General features: G+C 64.3%; 15 protein-coding genes and 1 tRNA gene. 7 read left to right on the forward strand and 9 right to left on the reverse strand.

Translation table 11 applies throughout. From position 1 onward, the window contains the following. Positions 1-61: 61 nt before the first annotated feature. From LB572_RS12795 to LB572_RS12820, 6 genes are read right to left on the reverse strand one after another with little or no spacing between them, the layout of a single operon-like run. On the reverse strand, positions 62-1,315 hold the full coding sequence (locus LB572_RS12795; protein ID WP_224667954.1) for an ABC transporter substrate-binding protein: 1,254 nt from the start codon (positions 1,313-1,315) through the stop codon (positions 62-64). Between the two features lie 58 nt (positions 1,316-1,373). Next, entirely contained in the window at positions 1,374-2,885 is a 1,512-nt protein-coding gene (locus LB572_RS12800; RefSeq protein WP_224668073.1) for an aldehyde dehydrogenase family protein, read from the reverse strand. 10 nt (positions 2,886-2,895) lie between these two features. Next, positions 2,896-3,672 (reverse strand): enoyl-CoA hydratase/isomerase family protein, encoded by a 777-nt coding sequence (locus LB572_RS12805; RefSeq protein ID WP_224667955.1) that lies wholly within the window; start codon positions 3,670-3,672, stop codon positions 2,896-2,898. Then, positions 3,665-5,266 (reverse strand): acyl CoA:acetate/3-ketoacid CoA transferase, encoded by a 1,602-nt coding sequence (locus LB572_RS12810; RefSeq protein WP_224667956.1) that lies wholly within the window; start codon positions 5,264-5,266, stop codon positions 3,665-3,667. Before LB572_RS12810 ends, LB572_RS12805 begins: the two co-directional genes overlap by 8 nt. Continuing rightward, positions 5,263-6,279: a Gfo/Idh/MocA family protein gene (locus LB572_RS12815; RefSeq protein ID WP_224667957.1), complete on the reverse strand. Its 1,017-nt coding sequence runs from the start codon at positions 6,277-6,279 to the stop codon at positions 5,263-5,265. The genes LB572_RS12810 and LB572_RS12815 overlap by 4 nt, the downstream gene beginning before the upstream one ends. Beyond that, positions 6,276-7,319, reverse strand: a complete 1,044-nt coding sequence (locus tag LB572_RS12820) for a LacI family DNA-binding transcriptional regulator (RefSeq protein WP_140807257.1) — start codon at positions 7,317-7,319, stop codon at positions 6,276-6,278. The genes LB572_RS12815 and LB572_RS12820 overlap by 4 nt, the downstream gene beginning before the upstream one ends. A 241-nt stretch (positions 7,320-7,560) precedes the next feature. Between LB572_RS12820 and LB572_RS12825 the strand changes: the two genes are divergently transcribed. The 4 genes from LB572_RS12825 to LB572_RS12840 all read left to right on the forward strand — a co-directional run bounded on the left by LB572_RS12825 (position 7,561) and on the right by LB572_RS12840 (position 12,293). Next, on the forward strand, positions 7,561-8,715 hold the full coding sequence (locus tag LB572_RS12825) for a dihydrodipicolinate synthase family protein (RefSeq protein ID WP_224667958.1): 1,155 nt from the start codon (positions 7,561-7,563) through the stop codon (positions 8,713-8,715). An 81-nt stretch (positions 8,716-8,796) separates the two neighbouring features. Further along, positions 8,797-9,882, forward strand: coding sequence for a GDP-mannose 4,6-dehydratase (gene gmd, locus LB572_RS12830; RefSeq protein ID WP_224667959.1), 1,086 nt, complete (start codon positions 8,797-8,799; stop codon positions 9,880-9,882). Positions 9,883-9,892: 10 nt separating this feature from the next. Further along, complete coding sequence (gene fcl / locus LB572_RS12835) at positions 9,893-10,861, forward strand: GDP-L-fucose synthase (protein WP_224667960.1); 969 nt, start codon at positions 9,893-9,895, stop codon at positions 10,859-10,861. Continuing rightward, positions 10,848-12,293, forward strand: a complete 1,446-nt coding sequence (locus LB572_RS12840) for a hypothetical protein (protein WP_224667961.1) — start codon at positions 10,848-10,850, stop codon at positions 12,291-12,293. Before fcl ends, LB572_RS12840 begins: the two co-directional genes overlap by 14 nt. On the opposite strand, the gene LB572_RS12845 is transcribed toward LB572_RS12840, so the two are convergent. Then, on the reverse strand, positions 12,294-14,342 hold the full coding sequence (locus LB572_RS12845) for an alginate lyase family protein (RefSeq protein WP_224667962.1): 2,049 nt from the start codon (positions 14,340-14,342) through the stop codon (positions 12,294-12,296). It abuts the gene before it with no gap. Between the two features lie 476 nt (positions 14,343-14,818). Between LB572_RS12845 and LB572_RS12850 the strand changes: the two genes are divergently transcribed. Beyond that, on the forward strand, positions 14,819-15,583 hold the full coding sequence (locus tag LB572_RS12850) for an SDR family NAD(P)-dependent oxidoreductase (RefSeq protein WP_224667963.1): 765 nt from the start codon (positions 14,819-14,821) through the stop codon (positions 15,581-15,583). A 28-nt stretch (positions 15,584-15,611) separates the two neighbouring features. After that, positions 15,612-15,890: a DUF1330 domain-containing protein gene (locus LB572_RS12855; RefSeq protein ID WP_224667964.1), complete on the forward strand. Its 279-nt coding sequence runs from the start codon at positions 15,612-15,614 to the stop codon at positions 15,888-15,890. Positions 15,891-15,987: 97 nt separating this feature from the next. Here the strand turns inward: LB572_RS12855 and LB572_RS12860 are convergent. Together LB572_RS12860 and cpdR are read right to left on the reverse strand one after the other, a co-directional pair. After that, positions 15,988-16,062: transfer RNA gene (locus tag LB572_RS12860), tRNA-Val, on the reverse strand. A 127-nt stretch (positions 16,063-16,189) separates the two neighbouring features. Next, positions 16,190-16,552, reverse strand: coding sequence for a cell cycle two-component system response regulator CpdR (cpdR, locus tag LB572_RS12865; RefSeq protein ID WP_006199474.1), 363 nt, complete (start codon positions 16,550-16,552; stop codon positions 16,190-16,192). 150 nt (positions 16,553-16,702) lie between these two features. On the opposite strand from cpdR, the gene LB572_RS12870 reads away from it, so the two are divergent. Then, positions 16,703-17,659: an N-formylglutamate amidohydrolase gene (locus LB572_RS12870; RefSeq protein ID WP_224667965.1), complete on the forward strand. Its 957-nt coding sequence runs from the start codon at positions 16,703-16,705 to the stop codon at positions 17,657-17,659. Positions 17,660-17,815: the final 156 nt, after the last annotated feature.

Below are 17,815 nucleotides of genomic sequence, written 5' to 3' on the forward strand. Positions count from 1 at the left end.
CCTTTTTGTCGACAGGAGACCTCCCCCGCCGAAGCAGGGGAGACCTGAGTTCAAGCGAAGCTTACTTGGCGTCGTCGATCGCCTTGACCAGCTCGGTCACGGCTTCGTCGGAGGTCTTGATCTGACCATGGACGAACTTCGACACGACATCCTTGTAGGCGTTGGCGACGGCCGGCGGGGCGCCGTAGCCCTGCGCCAGCGAGCCGAACAGCGTGCCGCCTTCATTGGCCTTCTTCAGGTCGGCGATGCCCTTCTTGCCGCAAGCGTCGAAGTCGGTGTCCGGCACGTCGGTACGGGCCGGGACCGAACCCTTCACCACGTTGAAGGCCGACTGGAAGCTCTTCGAGAGCGTTGCGGTGGCCAGAGCGACCTGGGCGGCCTTGCGGTCGTCCGGAACGTTGAACATGCCGAACATATCGGAGTTGTAGATCACAGAGCCGTCGGTGCCGGGGAAGCGGTAGCAGAGGAAGTCGGTGCCCGGGGTCTTGTTGGCGGCGTGGAACTCGCCCTTGGCCCAGTCGCCCATGACCTGAACCAGCGCGTCGCCCTTGATGACCATCGCGGTGGCGAGGTTCCAGTCGCGGCCCGAGAAGTTCGGGTCGACATAGGTGACGAGCTTGGCGAGATTGTCGAACGACTTCTTCATCGTATCGGACTTGAGCGACGCGTCATCGAGGTCGTTCATCGCCTTCTTGTAGAATTCCGGCCCGCCGGTCGACAGCACGACGGAGTCGAACATGGTGGCTTCCTGCCAGTTCTGGCCGCCCAGAGCGAGCGGGGTGACGCCGGCAGCCTTGGCCTTGTCGAGCAGAGCGATGAAGTCGTCGAAGGTCTTCGGCTCGGTGCCGCCGATCTTGTCCATCACCGCCTTGTTGATCCACAGCCAGTTGACGGAGTGGACGTTGACCGGAGCGGCAACCCACTTGCCGTCATAGACGGAGAACTTCTGCAGGGCGGCCGGAACCGACTTGTCCCAGCCTTCCTTCTTGGCGGTCTCGGTCAGGTCGCCCATGACGCCGGCGGCGGCATAGTCGAGCACGGTGTAGCCGAGCATCTGCGAGGCGGTCGGGTAGTTGCCGGCCGCGACCATCGCCTTCAGCGCGGTCATGGCGGCGTCGCCGCCGCCGCCGGCCACCGGCACGTCCTTCCAGGCATAGCCTTCCTTGGCCAGATCCTGCTTCAGCACGTTCAGAGCAGCCGCTTCGCCGCCCGACGTCCACCAATGCAGCATCTGCACTTCCTTGACGTCCGCGGCATGCGCCGAGAACGCAAAGCTCGTCGCAAGAGCCGTTCCGATAAGCAGTTTGCGCAACATGTACTACCTCCCTTGTTGCATACACATAACCGGCGGGTGTCCGCCGGGGTTTCCCAACTCAGCCGACCCACCAACCGGTGCGCTGGCCGCGATGAAACTGGATTGTCTTTTCCTCGGTATAGTCCTCGACGGCGCGTTTGCCGAGTTCGCGTCCGAGACCGGACTGCTTGTAGCCGCCGAAGGGCAGTTCGGGATAACCTTCCATGAACGTATTCACCCAAACCGTCCCCGAACGCACACCGCGCGCCACCGACATGCACGTGTCGACGCCACCGCTCCATACCCCTGCAGACAGACCATAGGGCGTGTTGTTGGCAATGTGCAATGCCTTTTCAATCGTTTCAAAAGTGAGCACGGACAGCACCGGGCCGAACACTTCCTCGCGTGCGATCGCCATATCCTCTGTAACGTTACGGATGATGGTCGGATCGAGGTATTGCCCGGCATTGGATGCAAGCCGGGCGCCGCCGGTGAAAACGTTGCCGCCCTCGATTTTCGCCGCCGTTACATAGCCGGCTACCTTTTCCACATGATCGGCCGAGATCATCGCGCCGACCTTGGTGCGGTCGTCGAGCGGATCGCCGACGCGGACCTTCTGGGACAGCGCCTTGACTGCGTTCAGGAAGTCGTCGGCGATCGCCTCATGCACGATCAGGCGGCTGCCGGCATTGCAGCATTCGCCTGCGTTGAAGAAGCCGCCGAACACCGCGGCATCCGCTGCTGCATCGAGGTCGGCGTCGGGGAAGACGATCTGGCCGTTCTTGCCGCCGAGTTCCATCGAGACTTTCTTGAGCGAATTGGACGCCGTGGCCATGGTCATCTTGCCGACGCGGGTCGAGCCGGTGAAGGAGACCATCTCGACGAGCGGATGGCTGACCATCGGCGCGCCGACATCGGCGCCGAAGCCGGCGAGGATATTGACGACGCCGGCCGGCAGCCCGGCTTCGAGCAGGATGTCGCCGAGCACGAAGGTCGAGGCTGAGGTCATCTCGCTCGGCTTGACCACCGCCGTGCAGCCGGCGGCGAGCGCGAAAGGCAGCTTCTGGCTGACGATCAGGAACGGGAAGTTCCACGGCGTGATGATCGAGACGACGCCGATCGGTTCGCGCAGCACGACGCCCAGCATGGAGTCGCCGAGATTGGCGTAGCTTTCGCCATGCAGCGTGCGGGCGAGCGAAGCGGCATAGCGCCAGATGTCGATCGCGCCGCCGATCTCGCCGCGCGCCTGGGCGATCGGCTTGCCGGATTCCAGCGCGTCGAGGCGGGCGATCTCTTCCAGCCGGATCTCGATCAGGTCGGCGGCCTTCAGCAGCACCGCCGCGCGTTCCGACGCCTTCATGCGCGGCCAGGGGCCGGTCTCGAAGGCCTTGTGCGCGGCCAGCACCGCCGCCTCGACGTCCGCCGCGCCCGCCTGCGCATAGCGGGAGACGACGAAGCCATGGCCGGGGCTGACGCGCTCGATACCGCGGCCGTCGCGGGCGTCGACATGCCTGCCGTCGATCAAGAGCTTGTAGGCCTTCGGCGCCTGGGACGCCTCGGCCGGCATGGCAATGTTGAGCGGTGCGTTCATCATGTCTTCTCTAGGATCTCGTAAAGGCCGGCTTCTGCTTGGCCTTGAAGGCGCCGACGCCGGCTTTGAGGTCGGCCGTGAGCGCAATGAAGCCGCTGGCCAGCGCCTCGGCCGCGGCTGCGTCTTCCTCGCCTTCGGCAACGCCGATCATCAGCTTGGCGGCCTCGGTCGCCAGCGGGCCGCGCTCGGCGATCTTTTCGGCCCAGGTCCTGGCTTCGTCGAAAGCCTTGCCGGTTTCGACCAGCCGGTCGACGATGCCATGCGCGAGGGCATCGGCCGCCAGGAAAATCTCGCCGCCAATCGCCATCCGGCGCACGATCTGTGCACCGAAGCGGCGCACGGCGCGCTGTGTGCCCGACCAGCCTGGCACGACGCCGATCGAGGTTTCGGGGAAGCCGAGCTTTATCTGCGTCTCGGCGACGCGGAAGTCGCAAGCCGCGGCCAGTTCCAGTCCGCCGCCGAGCGCATGGCCGGACAGAACCGCGATGGTCGGCTGCCGAAGCCGCGCCAGGCGGTCGAAGACGCGGTGGCCGTAGCGGACCCATTGCACCTGGAAATCGGCGGCGCTCATCGCGCCCCAGGCCTCGACGTCGCCGCCGGCGCAAAAGCCCTTGCCTTCGCCGCGGATGAGCACGGCGCGGACGCCCTCGGCCAGTTCCGCGTCGTCGAGCACCGCTTCGAGCGCGCGCAGCATCGGGATGTCGAGCGCGTTGAATTTATCCGGACGGCGCAGCGTGACGATGCCGATGGCGCCTTCCCGCTCGAAAGTGACGAGACGCTCAGCCATGCGCGCCTCCGAGCGAAGCGCCGCCATTGAGCGACAGGCCGATCGGCCGGTCCTGATAGAGCGCGGCGGGTGTGGTCTTGAGGTCGTTGGCGACGCCAAGCGGGATCTCGGCCTGCGCCAGCACATCGCGTTCGAGGTCGATGCCTGGCGCCAGCTCCGTCACCATCAACCCGTCTGGCGTCAGCTTCATCACGCAGCGCTCGGTGACATAGGTGATGTCCTGTCCTTGAGCGACGGCGCGTTTTCCCGAGAAGGAGATGTGCTCGACCTCCTCGACCACCTTCTTGACCTTGCCTTCCTGGTCGATGCGGACGCCGCTGTTCGCCAGCGAGAGCTTGGCGCCGGCATTGAAGAAGCCGGAAAAAACGATCTTCTTCGCCCGCGACGTGATGTCGACGAAACCGCCGGCGCCGGCGGTGACATGCGGCCGCGCCGAAAGCTTCGAGACGTTGACCGAGCCATGCCGGTCGATCTGCAGGAAGGAGAGCAGCGAGGCATCGAACCCGCCGGCCTGGAAATAGATGAACTGGTGCGGCGAGGGCATGATCGCCTCGGCATTCGAGGCACAGCCGAACTTGAAGTCGAGCAGCGGCACGCCGCCGACCGCGCCCTGCTCGATCACCCAGGTGACCTTGCCGTGCTGGCCTTCCTCGAGAAGGATGCGCGGCACATTGGCCGAGATGCCGAAGCCGATGTTGACGGCCATGCCGTCGCGCAATTCCATGGCGACGCGGCGTGCGATCACTTTCTGGACGTTCATCTCGGCATTGCGGAAGCTCGATAGCGGCCGGAAGATCTCACCCGAGATCGCCGGATCGTAGGGCGTCAGCGTCGTCTGCAACTGATCCGGCGCGACGACGATATGGTCGACCAGCACGCCCGGCACGCGCACGTCATGCGGCTTCAGCGTGCCGTTCTCGACGACGCGCTTGACCTGCGCAATGACGATGCCGCCATTGTTGCGGGCCGCCAAAGCCTGTTCCAGCCCGCCGAGATAGGCGCCTTCATGCTCGTAGGTGAGATTGCCGCGTTCGTCGGCCGTGGTGGCGCGGATGATCGAGATGTTGGGCACGATGGCGCGGAAATAGAGCCATTCCTCGCCGTCGAACTGCTCAACCGAAACGACCGGCTCGCTGGCCGCGGCGTTCATGGCGCAGCCCTGGTGGCGCGGATCGGCGAAGGTGTCGAGACCGACCTTGGTCAGCACGCCCGGCCGCTTGGCGGCGGCCTCGCGATGCATGTCGAACAGGATGCCGGAGGGCACGTTGTAGGCGGCAACGGAATTGTCGCCGATCATCTTCCAGATCTGCGGCGGCTCGGCGGAGGAGGGGCCGGACGGATAGGAGCCGCAGAGCGTGCGCTTCAACAGACCCGGCTTGGCGAGATGGTCGATGCCCTTGATGCCGTACATGTCGCCGGCGGCAATAGGGTGCAGCGTGGTGATCGCCTTCGGATGGCCTTCCGTGTCGAAGCGCTCGCCGATCGCCGCAAGCACGGCGTCCGGGCAGCCGAGGCCGCTCGACGACGATACCGAGACGACCATGCCGTCCTTGATCAGGCTGGCCGCCTGGGACGCGGAAATGACCTTGCTCAATTTCCGCTCCCGAGTTTCGGATCGATCGAAACAGTCTTGCCGGTCTTCGCCGACTGCAGAGCCGCCTCGGCGGAAGCCAGCGACCAGATGCCGTCCTCGCCGGTGGCGGAAGGCTGGCCCTCGCCGCGGATCGCGGCATGGAACTGGCGCAGCGAACGCGTGTAGAGATCCTCGCGGTCGAAATTCAGTTCTTCCTCGCCGCTCGCGCTGCGCAGCAGCACAGAGCCGACCGGCTTCTGCGTCATCACATTGGTGGCGATCAGCGAGCCTTCCGAGCCATGAACCTCGAAGCCGGTGCCGGCGAATTTCGTCGTGAAGCCTTCATGCGATTGCGCGATGACGCCGGATTTGAAGCGCCAGATGCACATGGCGCCATCCTCCAGCCCGCTTCCAGCCATGCCTGCGGACTGCGTGAAGGCCGAAATCTCGACCGGATCGTCGCCGAGCACGAAGCGCAGCGTGTCGGCATCGTGCACGGTGATGTCGAGCACCACGCCGCCGCCGGCTTCCGGCTTTGTGATGCGCCAGCCCTGCAGGTTTTCCGGCAGGAAGACGGAGTGGAAGACGCGCGCCGCGACCGGCTTGCCGATGCGTCCGGCGGCTATCGCCTCGCGCATGGCGCGGTGGGCGCCGGCATTGCGCAGATGATGATTGGTGCCGAAGACGATGCCGGCCTTCCTGGCGGCCGAAACCATTTTCTTCGCATCGGCGCTGGTCAGCGCCAGCGGCTTCTCGCACAGCACATGCTTGCCGGCCTTGATCGCCGCCAGACCCTGCTCGAGATGCAATTCGTTGGTGGTCGAGATGTAGACGGCGTCGATGTCCGCGCCGAGCAGCGCATCGAGGGTCGAGACGGCGGCAGGTATGCCGTTCTCGCGGGCATAGGCCTCCGCGCGCTCGGGATTCGAGCTCATCACGGCCGCGATCTCGCCATCGGCTTGCGCGCGGATGGCGTCGATCATGAACTGTTTGGCGATCGTGCTGGCGCCGATCAGTCCCCATCGCACGCTCATGCCGCGTCTCCCACTTGGTTGTTGCGGTCCGGACCGCTGCTTTCCCGCACCACAAGGCTGACGGCGCCGATATGGTCCTCGGCGCGCGTCGTGCGCGACTGGATCATCTTCAGCATGACGTGCGCGGCGCGCTCGCCGAGGCCCGCGGTGTCGACGGCAACGCTGGTCAGCGCCGGGCTGTAGTGCTCGGCCTCGGCGACGTCGTCGAAACCGACGACGGCGAAGTCCGCGCCGGCCTCCAGCTTGCGCCGGCGCAAGGCCAGCATGGCGCCGAAGGCAACCGCGTCGTTGAAGCACAGCGCCGCCGTCGGCGGCTCGGCTGTCGCAAGCGCCGTCTCCAGGCAGGCCATGCCGCCCTTGCGGCTGGTCTCGCCTTCGACGATCAGCCGGTCGGAGGCCGGAATGCCGAGCGTTTCGCAGGCTTCGAGGAAGCCGCCCAGGCGTTCGTGATAGACGACGAGGTCCGATGAGCCGCCGAAGAATGCCAGGCGGCGATGGCCCCTGCGGATCAGATGCTCGGCGGCAAGCACCGCACCGCGATGATTGTCCGGCGCGATCACCGGGATGCGGCTGTCGGGCAGGCGGCGCATGGCAAAGACGATCGGCACGCCGGCCGTTTCAATGCGGCGGAAGGCGCCCGGCGTTGTGCCGCGCGCCGGCGACACGATCAGGCCGGCGACGCCCTGTTCCATCAGCGACTTCAGCACCTCTTCCTGGCGCACCGGGTTCTCCGCCGTGTTGGCGATGAAGGGCACCACCCCCGCCGCCTGGAAGACGCGCTCCATGCCGACGGCAAGCTCGGCGAAAAACGGGTTGGTGAGGTCGTTGATCACCATGCCGATGACGTTGGAATGCGCCTTGCGCAGATTGGCGGCGCCGCGGTTGTAGACATAGCCGACATCCTCGATCGCCTTGCGCACCTTGACCGCGGTTTCAGGCCGGATCAGCCCGCTGCCCTGCAGCACGAGCGACACCGTCGATTTGGACACGCCGGCCTCGCGGGCGATGTCCAGGATCGTCGCCTTGGCCCGGCTGGCCATCCTCGTCGTGTCTCCGTGTTTTTGAGCAAATTTATTGGAACGTTCTAATCACCGATCTAAATCGGAGTCAATCGCGATTCCAATGGAGGCTAGAAAAATTGATTGAAGCGGTTCAAAATTCCAGAGAATGCAAGGATTCAACCAAGGAGGCGCTGTGCCCGCCGACTTGGACGCCTTGAATCATAAAGCTTCTTGATTTATTGGAACGTTCCATTTATAGCGACCGCAACGGGAGAGCTCCATGGACATCACCTTGCCTGCGGAAACCGGAGACCGGGTCAGCTACCGGCTCGTCGGCAAACCGGTCGCGCCGAGTGAGGGCGCGCGTTTTTCGCGCATCGCCTATGCCGCCGCCCATGTCGTTGCCGACCCGATCGCGATGACCAATCCTTGGTCGCGGCCCGCGATCGATTGGGACAGGACGATGGCGTTCCGCCATCATCTGTGGCGGCTCGGCTTCCGCATCGCCGAGGCCATGGACACGTCCCAGCGCGGCATGGGTTTCGACTGGGCGAGCGCGAAGGAATTGATCCGCCGCTCGATCTCGGAGGCTAAAACCGTGCCGGGCGCCAACCTCGCATCCGGGGCAGGGACCGATCACCTGGCGCCGGCGGCGGCCAAGACGCTCGACGACGTCATCGGCGCCTATGAAGACCAATTCGCCTTCATCGAGGGCGAGGGCGGCAAGGCGATCATGATGGCGAGCCGCGCGCTGGCGGCGGTCGCCACGGGGCCGGACGATTACGCCCGCGTCTATGACAGCCTGCTCTCTCAAGCGTCGGGCAAGGTCATCCTGCACTGGCTGGGCGACATGTTCGATCCGTCGCTCAAGGGCTACTGGGGCAGCGACGATTTCGACGCGGCGCTCGATACGGTCGTCGCCATCATCGAGCGGCATGCAGGCAAGGTCGAAGGCATCAAGATATCGCTGCTCGATGCCGACAAGGAGGTGCTGCTGCGCGACCGATTGCCCGAGGGTGTGGTGATGTTCACGGGCGACGATTTCAATTATCCGGAACTGATCGCCGGCGACGGCAGGCGGCACTCGCACGCGCTGCTCGGCATCTTCGACGCCATCGCGCCGGTCGCCAATGCCGCGCTGGCGAAGTTGGCGGAGGGCGATCGTGCTGGCTACGACGCGCTGATGGCGCCGACCGTGCCGCTGTCGCGCAGGATCTTCGAAGCGCCGACCGAGTACTACAAGGCAGGCATCGTGTTCATGGCCTGGCTGAACGGGCATCAGGACCACTTCACTATGGTGGGCGGCATGCAGTCGGCGCGGGGCATATGCCATTACGCGGATATCTTCCGGCTCTCCGACCAGGCCGGCCTGCTGGCCGACGCCGAGCTTGCCACCGCCAGGATGAAGGCCCTGCTGGCAACGGCGGGCATCTGAGCCGATCCCCCGTGCGGGGGATTTGCGTTCCGCCGGCAAATCGTATTCGCTTACCGAAAATAAGCGCGGACGAATATGGCAATGGCGGACAAGGTCGCCCAGGCAGACAAAGTCGCCCTGATCACCGGTGTAACCGGGCAGGACGGGGCGTATCTGGCCGAGCTGCTGCTCGGCAAGGGCTATATCGTCCACGGCGTAAAGCGCCGGTCGTCTTCCTTCAACACCGAGCGCGTCGACGACATCTATGTCGATCCGCATGAGAGCGGCGCGCGCTTTTTCCTGCATCATGGCGATCTGACCGACGCGACCAATCTGATCCGCCTCGTCCAGGAGACGAAGCCCAGCGAAATCTACAATCTCGGGGCGCAAAGCCATGTCCAGGTGAGCTTCGAGACGCCGGAATACACGGCCAATGCCGATGCGCTGGGGCCGCTTCGGCTGCTCGAGGCCACTCGCATTCTCGGCCTGGAGAAGTCGGTGCGCTTCTACCAGGCTTCGACCTCGGAGCTTTATGGCGAGGTGACCGAAACTCCGCAGAGCGAGAGCACGCCGTTCCGACCGCGCTCGCCCTATGCGGCGGCCAAGCTTTACGCCTACTGGATCACGGTCAACTACCGCCAGGCCTACGGCATGTTCGCCGCCAACGGCATCCTGTTCAACCACGAGAGCCCGACGCGCGGCGAGACCTTCGTCACCCGCAAGATCACGCGCGCCGTCGCCGCGATCCACCACGGGCTGCAGGACACGCTCTATCTCGGCAATATCGATGCCCGTCGCGACTGGGGCCATGCGCGCGACTATGTCGAGGGCATGTGGCGCATCCTGCAGCATGGCGAGCCCGACGATTTCGTGCTCGCGACCGGCGAGGCCCATTCGGTGCGCGAATTCGTGGAACTCGCCTTCGCCGAGGCCGGGCGCACCGTCCGCTGGGAGGGCAAGGGCGCCGAGGAGGTTGGTGTCGATGCGGCAACCGGCGCCGCGCTGGTGCGGGTCGATCCGCGCTATTTCCGGCCGACCGAGGTGAACACGCTGGTTGGCGACGCCACCAAGGCAAGGAAGGTTTTGGGTTGGTCGCACACGGTGGGCTTCAGGGATCTGGTGGCGGAAATGGTCCGGGCCGACCTGGCGCGCATCGGCGGCGCGAGACGTAAGGGTCGTTTCACTTAGAGATAGCGTTATGGACAAGAGCTTCGATCTCAAAGGAAAGCGCATTTTCGTCGCCGGCCATCGCGGCATGGTCGGCTCGGCGCTGGTGCGCCGTCTGGCAGGCGAGGATTGCGAGATCGTGACCGTGGCGCGGAGCGAGCTCGACCTTCTCGACCAAGCCGGCGTGCGCCGCTGGATGGAGGACCGGCGGCCGGACGCGGTGATCATGGCGGCCGCCAAGGTCGGCGGCATCCTCGCCAATGACAGCTTCCCGGTGGATTTTCTTTACGAAAACCTCGTCGTGCAGACCAACGTCATCGAGGCTGCCTTCCGTAGCGGGGTGCAGAAGCTCCTGTTCCTGGGCTCGTCCTGCATCTATCCGAAGCTTGCGCCGCAGCCGATCCCGGAAGACGCGCTACTCACCGGCCCGCTCGAACCCACCAACGAATGGTATGCCGTCGCCAAGATCGCCGGATTGAAACTTTGCCAGGCCTACCGGCGGCAATATGGCGTCGACTACATCTCGGCCATGCCGACCAATCTCTACGGTCCGGGCGACAATTTCGACCTCGACAGCAGCCATGTCGTGCCTGCGCTGATGCGCAAGGCGCATGAGGCGAAGCTTACCGGGCAAAAGACCCTGCAGGTGTGGGGGTCGGGCCGGCCGATGCGGGAGTTCCTGCATGTCGACGACGCCGCCGACGCCTTTGCCTGGCTTTTGCAGAATTATTCCGGCGACGGCCATGTCAATGTCGGGAGCGGCGAGGACGCCACCATCGCGGAGCTTGCCGGCACCATCGTCTCGGTCGTCGGCCTGAACGCGGAGATCACCTTCGATCCGACGAAGCCGGACGGCACGCCGCGCAAGCTGATGGATGTGTCTCGCCTGTTCGCGACCGGCTGGCGCCCGAAATACGCGCTGCGCGATGGATTGAAACAGACCTATGCGTGGTTCCTCGAGCATGTCGAGAAGGGCGGCATCCGTCTTGGCGCCGTCTGATCCAGCCTCGACACTGATTGCCGCCACCAGGATCGACGGGCTGGGCGGCCGCCTTCTGGCAATGGCGAACGCCAAGGCGCTGGCCGACACCTTTGGTTACCGGTTCGGCTTCACCTGGAGCCGAAGGGGCGCGGCCGAGAAAGTGTTCCACAGCGTGGAGGCCGTCGATAGGATTTTTTCGCCCGATTTCATTGAAAGGCATTGGCTGGGCGAAAAGATCAAGACCTCCGGCTTCGGCATTCTCGACGAGGCTGTTCTCGCCGGGCGCAGCCTCGGCGAGGTCGCCAAGGAGAGGAAATTGCGCGGTTGGATTTGCGACGATCTCCGCATCCTGAGGCATTATCGCGGCGAGCCGACGCAGCTTGTCGGCCAGGCAGCGACATTGCGCAGCTTCGACTATTCGACGGCAGTCAAAGAAGCGATCGCCAAGGCCGATGAAAGTCGTTTTCCGAGCCCGATGGCGGCCCTTCACCTGCGCAGTGGCGACATCGTGCATGGCAGATATCGCGCGAGCCTCGTCTATGCCAGAAAGGTCATCCCCGCGACCCTTGCCAGGGCGATCGTCTCGGAGCTTTCGCGATTGGGCATGGCGACCTTGCTGATCGGGCAGCACCGCGCGACGCTCGACTATCTGAAGGCCGAGACCGGGGCGATGCTGACCGGCGATTTCGGCGCCGACGCGTTCGCGGACGAGACCCTGAAAGCGTTCTTCGAGATGGCGCTGATGGCGCGCTGCCGGCGGATCCACGCGGGACTCAGCATCTACGCCGAGATAGCGTCGCTGATGGGCGATGTGCCTCTCATGCCCTCGTCCTCGCTCTACGATGCGCCGCAATCAGCCGGGATCATTCTCAACGAATTGAAGAACCACGAGGCGGACTACGATCCGCGTGAAGCCGCCTTCGGCTATCAGTCCGCGTTCCTGGCCATCGAGCAGACCGCTTCCCCCGGCCAAGCGCGAGAGGTCCTGGAGAAGGCACGCGCCCTCGATCGGGACAATGATGCCTATGCGTTGAAGATAGCGTCGGCCTATTTTCGCGAGCGCGATTACGCTTCGGGCGAGGCCGTGTTGAAATCCGTGGTGACGCGGCAATTTCAGGCGCGCCGCAAGATACCGGTGACGATCATGCGGCTGCTTGGAGAGATGCTGTCGCACAGGTATCCCTATGCCACGGATTTCGAATTCTTCTTTGCCGCCGGTGAAGCAGGCTATCCCTATGCCGCGGCATGTTCGGCCTGGATACTCCAGGAAACGGCGGCGGACCGCGAGAGGGCGGTTGCGATGGCGCATCGGGCGGTCAAGGCTGCTCCGGCCGATCCGATCGTGAGGAAGGTCCGGCAACGCATCGTGCAGGGCAAGAGACCGAGGTCCGGGCTGATTGCCAAGGCAAGGTGGCGGATCGCCTGGCTGCGTGGTCTTGGAGCGAGGTAGTCAGGGGCGCCGCCATATCCAGAATGGCGCAATCGCGCAGTCCGGATGGAAGACCGGCTTCGTTGCTTGCGGCTGCGCGCCCGCGGTTTCGTCATGCCGCGCCAGATCGTCCAGCAAGGGCTCGATGCACTCCTTGTCGAAAGTTTCGCCCGGTATCGTGGTCAGCGTATCGGCATGCGCCGCCACCCAGCGCAGAGCTGCGACCAGCCCCTGTCCGTCCTTCGCCCGATATGCCCAGAGATCGTCGCCGAGCGAGGACAGGATTCGCGCCAGCGATGTCCAGCCCTGCAAGGCAAACATTGCGTAGTGCCTTGGGCGGGTGCGCGACAACTCCTCCGGCAAGGAACCGTCGACCGCGATCTGGTCGGCGATCCTTTCGCGGGCATGGAGGCCTGCCTTCGCAAGCGCCGCGCCGTCACCCAGGAATGCCGCGATGGCGGCCCGCTGCAGGTCGAAGAAAACGCCGTGATTGTTCAGCCGGTAGAATTCGAATTGCGCGGCCGGCGCGGTGTCCAGCCATTCGCAATATGACCGCAGCCATGCCCTTAAGGCCTGACTATCCCGCTCGTCCAGCGCTCCGGCCCGCTCGATGAGCCTGACCGCATCGAGAAAGAAGTAGAGATCCGCGAGCTCGATGATGCCATATCCCGGGCCTTCATTGTTGTCGCGGCCCCAACGCACCTGCGCGTAGCGCATGTTCGGGTTCATTCTCGTTGCGGGGTCCAGGAACCATGTCCGGACGAGCCGCGCGGCATGATCGGCATAGCGTGGCTCGCCAAGCACGGTCGTCGCCAGGGCAAGCACGGTGGTGTCGTCGAGAAGACGTTGCAGGCGTGTCCGGTCATAGGCTTCGCTGCCCGCCGCATACAATGCAGTGCCGGGGGCGTGCTCGCCGTCGCGCCGGATATAGGGAAGCCCATCCGGCCTGCGCGGATCCGGCCACCAATATGGGGCCGGCTGGAAATAGTCGTGCGGGTCGCCGCTGGGTGCACGGCCGCTCTTGTCCATGACGCTGAACGGACCGCGCAGAAGCGCCTGCTCCGCGCAGGCGCGCAGCTCCTGTCGGACATGCGGGTCCTGCCCTTCTCGGGCCGCGGCGAGCCTGGCCTCGTCGTAATAGGCCAGGCGCGCGGGATCGAGCTTTTGGGCGATCGCGGCGGCGTCGCAGCGGTCGAGCATGGCGACGATCGCCTCGTCGCGCTTGCCCAGTCGCGCGCGGAAACCGGCGCGGCCAATTTCCAGATGCGAATGCCCTGAATCCAGGCGCGCAACCCAGCCCGCAGTCTGGAAAAGCCCGGCATCCCTCGAAAAGCCCGGGCGCGGGAAATCCCATGCGTCGTCGCGAAAGCGGTCCCATGGTCCGGGGACGCCGAGCCGCCACAGCATTTCGATCTTCGGCCGGCGCCCATAGCCGTATTGTTCATCGAACAGCTCGGCCGTGTCGCTGCGAAAAATGATCTGCGGCTCTTCCGTCGCGGCCGGCTTGAATGTCTCGTCGAGGACCAGCGCGTTGTCGACGATGCGCGCCATCGGCACGATGACATAGTGAAAATATGGGTTCTGCCCGATCGCCGATCGGATCTCCTGGAAGGCCGACTGTGTCAGATAGCAATTGCCGTCCCAAGGCATCAGCCATTTGGCACGCCCCCGGGCCAGCTCCAATGCCGCGTTGCGCGCGGTGTTGGCGTTCATCACATGGAGGTTCTTGCGGTGGCGGAGATGCGTTTCGTAACGCGATGCATTCTGTCCGCCTGGCCGGCTGTCGGCATTGGTGAACCTGGATTGGTTCCTCGCAAGCCCGTCAGTGTTCCAGGGAACTTGCCGGTAGGCGTCGAGCTCGAACGGGATTTTGTGGAAGCTCTGGCCGCGGCTTTGCAGGAGATCGACGATGCGCGCCTCCTCCTTGGGGTCGACGATGCGGTTGACGATCCAGAATTTCTCGCAGTCCGGGAACTCAGCTTCATTGTCCAGGATGAACCTGACATTGTCGTATGACTGGCCCTTCCTATGCCGCGGCTCCAGGTCATTGCCGATGATGCGGACGAGCATGAAGCTGTCCAGCCCGGGGGCAGACTGCGACGCCTCGTGGGCTCTGCGGGCGGCATCGACGCGCTGTCGTGCCAGGCGATCGCGGGTGGCTTGCCTTGCCGCCCGTTCGCGAATCCGGGCGAGGGTGGCAAGCGGCGCGCCGGCGCGTTTGCCTGCGCGCTTGAGCTCACGATAGAGGCGCAACCAGATACGACGCTTTTTCGGGCCAGAGCTCATATGTCGAGACCCGCGATTGGAAATCGCAGTCCGCAGGCCGTTGCCGGCCGACCAAAGAGCAGAGCCCCTGTTGAAATTAGTGCGACCCCCCGCCTTCAGCCTTGCGTAGCCGGTTATTCGGGCCGTGTCACGGTTCTATCGGCTGCGGACCATGGCGGCTTGCTTCCTGGTGGAGCCTCGGCTTTGGTTGCTCATCTTGCAAAGCGACCGGTCCGAACTGGAGACGGTCCATCAGCGCGATTGTGACCAGAGGTGAGCAAATGGAAGTTCCCGGCTTGAAGGGGCGGGTAGCGGTCATTACCGCGGCCGGTCAAAACATCGGCAAGGCCATTGCCCTGGCGCTGGCCCGAGCGGGGGCGCACATCGTCATAACCGGGGGCAGCGACGCGGCCAAGATCGAGGCCGTCGCTGACGAGGCGCGGTCCCTCGGCGTCGAGGCGCTGGCAGCTGTTTGCGACGGCACCGACGAGATGGCCATGAACGCCTTGATCGAAAGAGCGGTCGCGGAACTGGGCGGCGTCGACATCGCGGTATCCTGCGTGGGGATAAGACCTCATCAGCGTATCGAGGATATTACCTTCCAAGACTGGCAGAAGGTGATCAATACCAATCTCGGATCGGCTTTCATCCTGACCCAGGCGGTGCTGCCGCACATGCGCAGGAGGAGGTATGGGCGCCTGCTCTACATGGCGGGCACGGATGCGCTTTTCCCGCTGGCAAACAGGGCGCATGTCGTCGCCGCCAAGCACGGCATGCACGGACTGGCGAAGGCCGTGGCGCTGGAATGCGGGCCGGACGGGGTGACCGCCAACAGCATTGCCCCGGGATGGCTGGATACCGACAGGAACGCGGCGTGGTATCCCGACCTCGCGGAAACCTACGCGCATGTGAAAGCGACGGTGCCGCTAAGGACGCTCGGCACCGCCGAGGACGTCGCCAATGCCTGCCTCTATCTCGCGTCGGACATGGGCAAGTTCGTCACCGGACATTTGTTGCACATCAATGGCGGCGAGTTCATGGTGTAGGCCGGCAATCATCAGGGAGCGCTTCAGCGTGAAGGGATATTGGCTCATCGTCGGAACCGAAATTTCGGACCAGGAGGCGCAGGCCGAATACAGCCGCCTCTGGAAGCCCATCGGCGAAAAATACCAGGCACGGACCAACACGACCAAGCGGCCGCCCATGCTCGTCGAGGCGCGCGACGCCAAGCGCATGGTCCTTGTGGAATTCCCGTCGCTGGAGATCGCCGACCCGGCCTATGAGGAAGCCATGCGCTTCGCGCTCAAGGCGTCGAATCGTGTGCTCGTCATGTTCGAAGGGGAGCTCGGGTAGCCAGCGGCGTAGGGCCGCTGGAGGATCGCTAAACTCGTCGATTCCGGATAGCTATCGCCATGCGCGGACCGGTCGTCTACTTAAATTATTGGAAGGATGGTGGGCGTGACAAGGATTGAACTTGTGACCCCTGCAATGTCAATGCAGTGCTCTCCCGCTGAGCTACACGCCCATCCGAAGCCGCGCATACACCACTTTTGATCAGGCGCGTCAATAGCGCGAATGTGGAAAGACGGCTTCCGTTTGTCGCATCGGCGAAGTGCTTGCCGACGCAAGCTCCGATGCAGGTCGAAGGCGGCTCAGGCCGCCTGCAACATCTTCTCGACCTCGTTGACGAGATCGCGCAGGTGGAAGGGCTTCGACAGCACCTTGGCGTCCTTGGGCGCCTTGGAATCGGGGTTGAGCGCGACCGCGGCAAAGCCGGTGATGAACATCACCTTGAGGTCCGGGTCGATCTCGGTGGCGCGGCGGGCGAGCTCGATGCCGTCCATCTCGGGCATGACGATGTCGGTCAGGAGCAGCGAGAAAGGCTCCTCGCGCAGCCGCTCATAGGCGCTGGCGCCATTGTCGAAATCGCTCACCTGGTAGCCGGCGCGCTCCAGCGCCTTGACGAGGAAGCGGCGCATATCGTCATCGTCTTCCGCCAGCAGAATGCGTGCCATCGTGTCCCGTCCGAATCACCCGCCCCAAGCCTGCCGCCGGGCAAGGCCGTTAACCATCCTGTATATGAGGTGGAGCCGGTAAACATCAAGTGAATGAAGGGCATCCAACATGTGGTTCGTGGCGTGGTTTCACCGCCTGAAATGCTGGACATGCCGGGCGCAAGGTGGCAAGTTTTGCGACATGATGCAGTGCTGTTTCCTGGTTCGTACAAATTGAAGACGGCAGCCGAGGATTTTTCGGTCGTTCCACCCTTCGAAATCCGATCGGGCGCCGAACAGCGCGTCCCTTTCCTGTTCAATTCACCGCATAGCGGCCGCCACTATCCGGAGCGCTTCCTGGCCATGGCGCGCCTCGACCGCAACGCCATACGCAGGTCGGAAGACTGCTATGTCGAGGAGCTTTTCGGCGGCGCCGTGCCGCTCGGCGCGCCGCTGCTGGCGGCCAATTTTCCGCGCGCCTATCTCGACGTCAACCGCGAGCCCTGGGAACTCGATCCGCGCATGTTCGCGGAGCCGGTGCCGTCCTTCTGCAACATCCGCTCGGCGCGCGTCGCCGGCGGGCTGGGCACGGTGCCGAAGCTGGTCGGCGAGGGGCTCGATATCTATCCCGGCCGCCTGCCGCTGGCCGAGGCCGTGGCGCGCATCGAAGCGGTGTACAAGCCTTATCACGAGACGCTGAAGCGGCTCCTGACCAGGACGCATGCCAGATTCGGCTATGCCGTGCTGATCGACTGCCATTCGATGCCGGCCTCGATCCGCGTTGGCGACAATGGCGTGCGGCCCGACTTCATCATCGGCGACCGGTTCGGCATCTCGGCCTCGCCGGCGCTCACCGAAATGGCGATCAGCCTGCTTGTCGGCATGGGCTACACGGTCGCGCACAACAAGCCCTATGCCGGCGGCTTCATCACCGAGCATTACGGCAGGCCGGCGCGGCATCTGCATGCGCTGCAGGTCGAGGTCAATCGCGGGCTTTACATGGATGAACGGACGTTCCAGAAATCGGCAGGCTTCGACGCCTTAGCCTGCGACCTGACCCGCTTCTCGGCCGACCTGATGTCGATGCCCGACCATCATTTCGTCGATTTGCCGCTCGCGGCGGAGTGACGGCGCGGTCGAGGCGCCGAGTTCTTTATAAACGCAATTCCGGACGGAAAACCGCTTCACACTTTTCCAGGAATTGCTCGAAAAAAAGACCGCATCGTTTTCACGACACGGTCGAAGTCTAGGGAGGAAACGCCCAAGGAGGGCATGGACAGGAAA

Source organism: Mesorhizobium sp. BH1-1-5 (genome assembly GCF_020165615.1).
Classification (GTDB): Bacteria; Pseudomonadota; Alphaproteobacteria; order Rhizobiales; family Rhizobiaceae; genus Mesorhizobium.

Excerpts from the sequence above, each read along its gene's own strand:
- LB572_RS12795 (WP_224667954.1), bottom strand. The coding sequence starts at position 1,315 with ATGTTGCGCAAACTGCTTATCGGAACGGCTCTTGCGACGAGCTTTGCG.
- LB572_RS12800 (WP_224668073.1), bottom strand. The coding sequence starts at position 2,885 with ATGAACGCACCGCTCAACATTGCCATGCCGGCCGAGGCGTCCCAGGCG.
- LB572_RS12805 (WP_224667955.1), bottom strand. The coding sequence starts at position 3,672 with ATGGCTGAGCGTCTCGTCACTTTCGAGCGGGAAGGCGCCATCGGCATC.
- LB572_RS12815 (WP_224667957.1), bottom strand. The coding sequence starts at position 6,279 with ATGAGCGTGCGATGGGGACTGATCGGCGCCAGCACGATCGCCAAACAG.
- LB572_RS12820 (WP_140807257.1), bottom strand. The coding sequence starts at position 7,319 with ATGGCCAGCCGGGCCAAGGCGACGATCCTGGACATCGCCCGCGAGGCC.
- LB572_RS12825 (WP_224667958.1), top strand. The coding sequence starts at position 7,561 with ATGGACATCACCTTGCCTGCGGAAACCGGAGACCGGGTCAGCTACCGG.
- gmd (WP_224667959.1), top strand. The coding sequence starts at position 8,797 with ATGGCGGACAAGGTCGCCCAGGCAGACAAAGTCGCCCTGATCACCGGT.
- fcl (WP_224667960.1), top strand. The coding sequence starts at position 9,893 with ATGGACAAGAGCTTCGATCTCAAAGGAAAGCGCATTTTCGTCGCCGGC.
- LB572_RS12845 (WP_224667962.1), bottom strand. The coding sequence starts at position 14,342 with ATGCTCGTCCGCATCATCGGCAATGACCTGGAGCCGCGGCATAGGAAG.
- LB572_RS12850 (WP_224667963.1), top strand. The coding sequence starts at position 14,819 with ATGGAAGTTCCCGGCTTGAAGGGGCGGGTAGCGGTCATTACCGCGGCC.
- cpdR (WP_006199474.1), bottom strand. The coding sequence starts at position 16,552 with ATGGCACGCATTCTGCTGGCGGAAGACGATGACGATATGCGCCGCTTC.
- LB572_RS12870 (WP_224667965.1), top strand. The coding sequence starts at position 16,703 with ATGCCGGGCGCAAGGTGGCAAGTTTTGCGACATGATGCAGTGCTGTTT.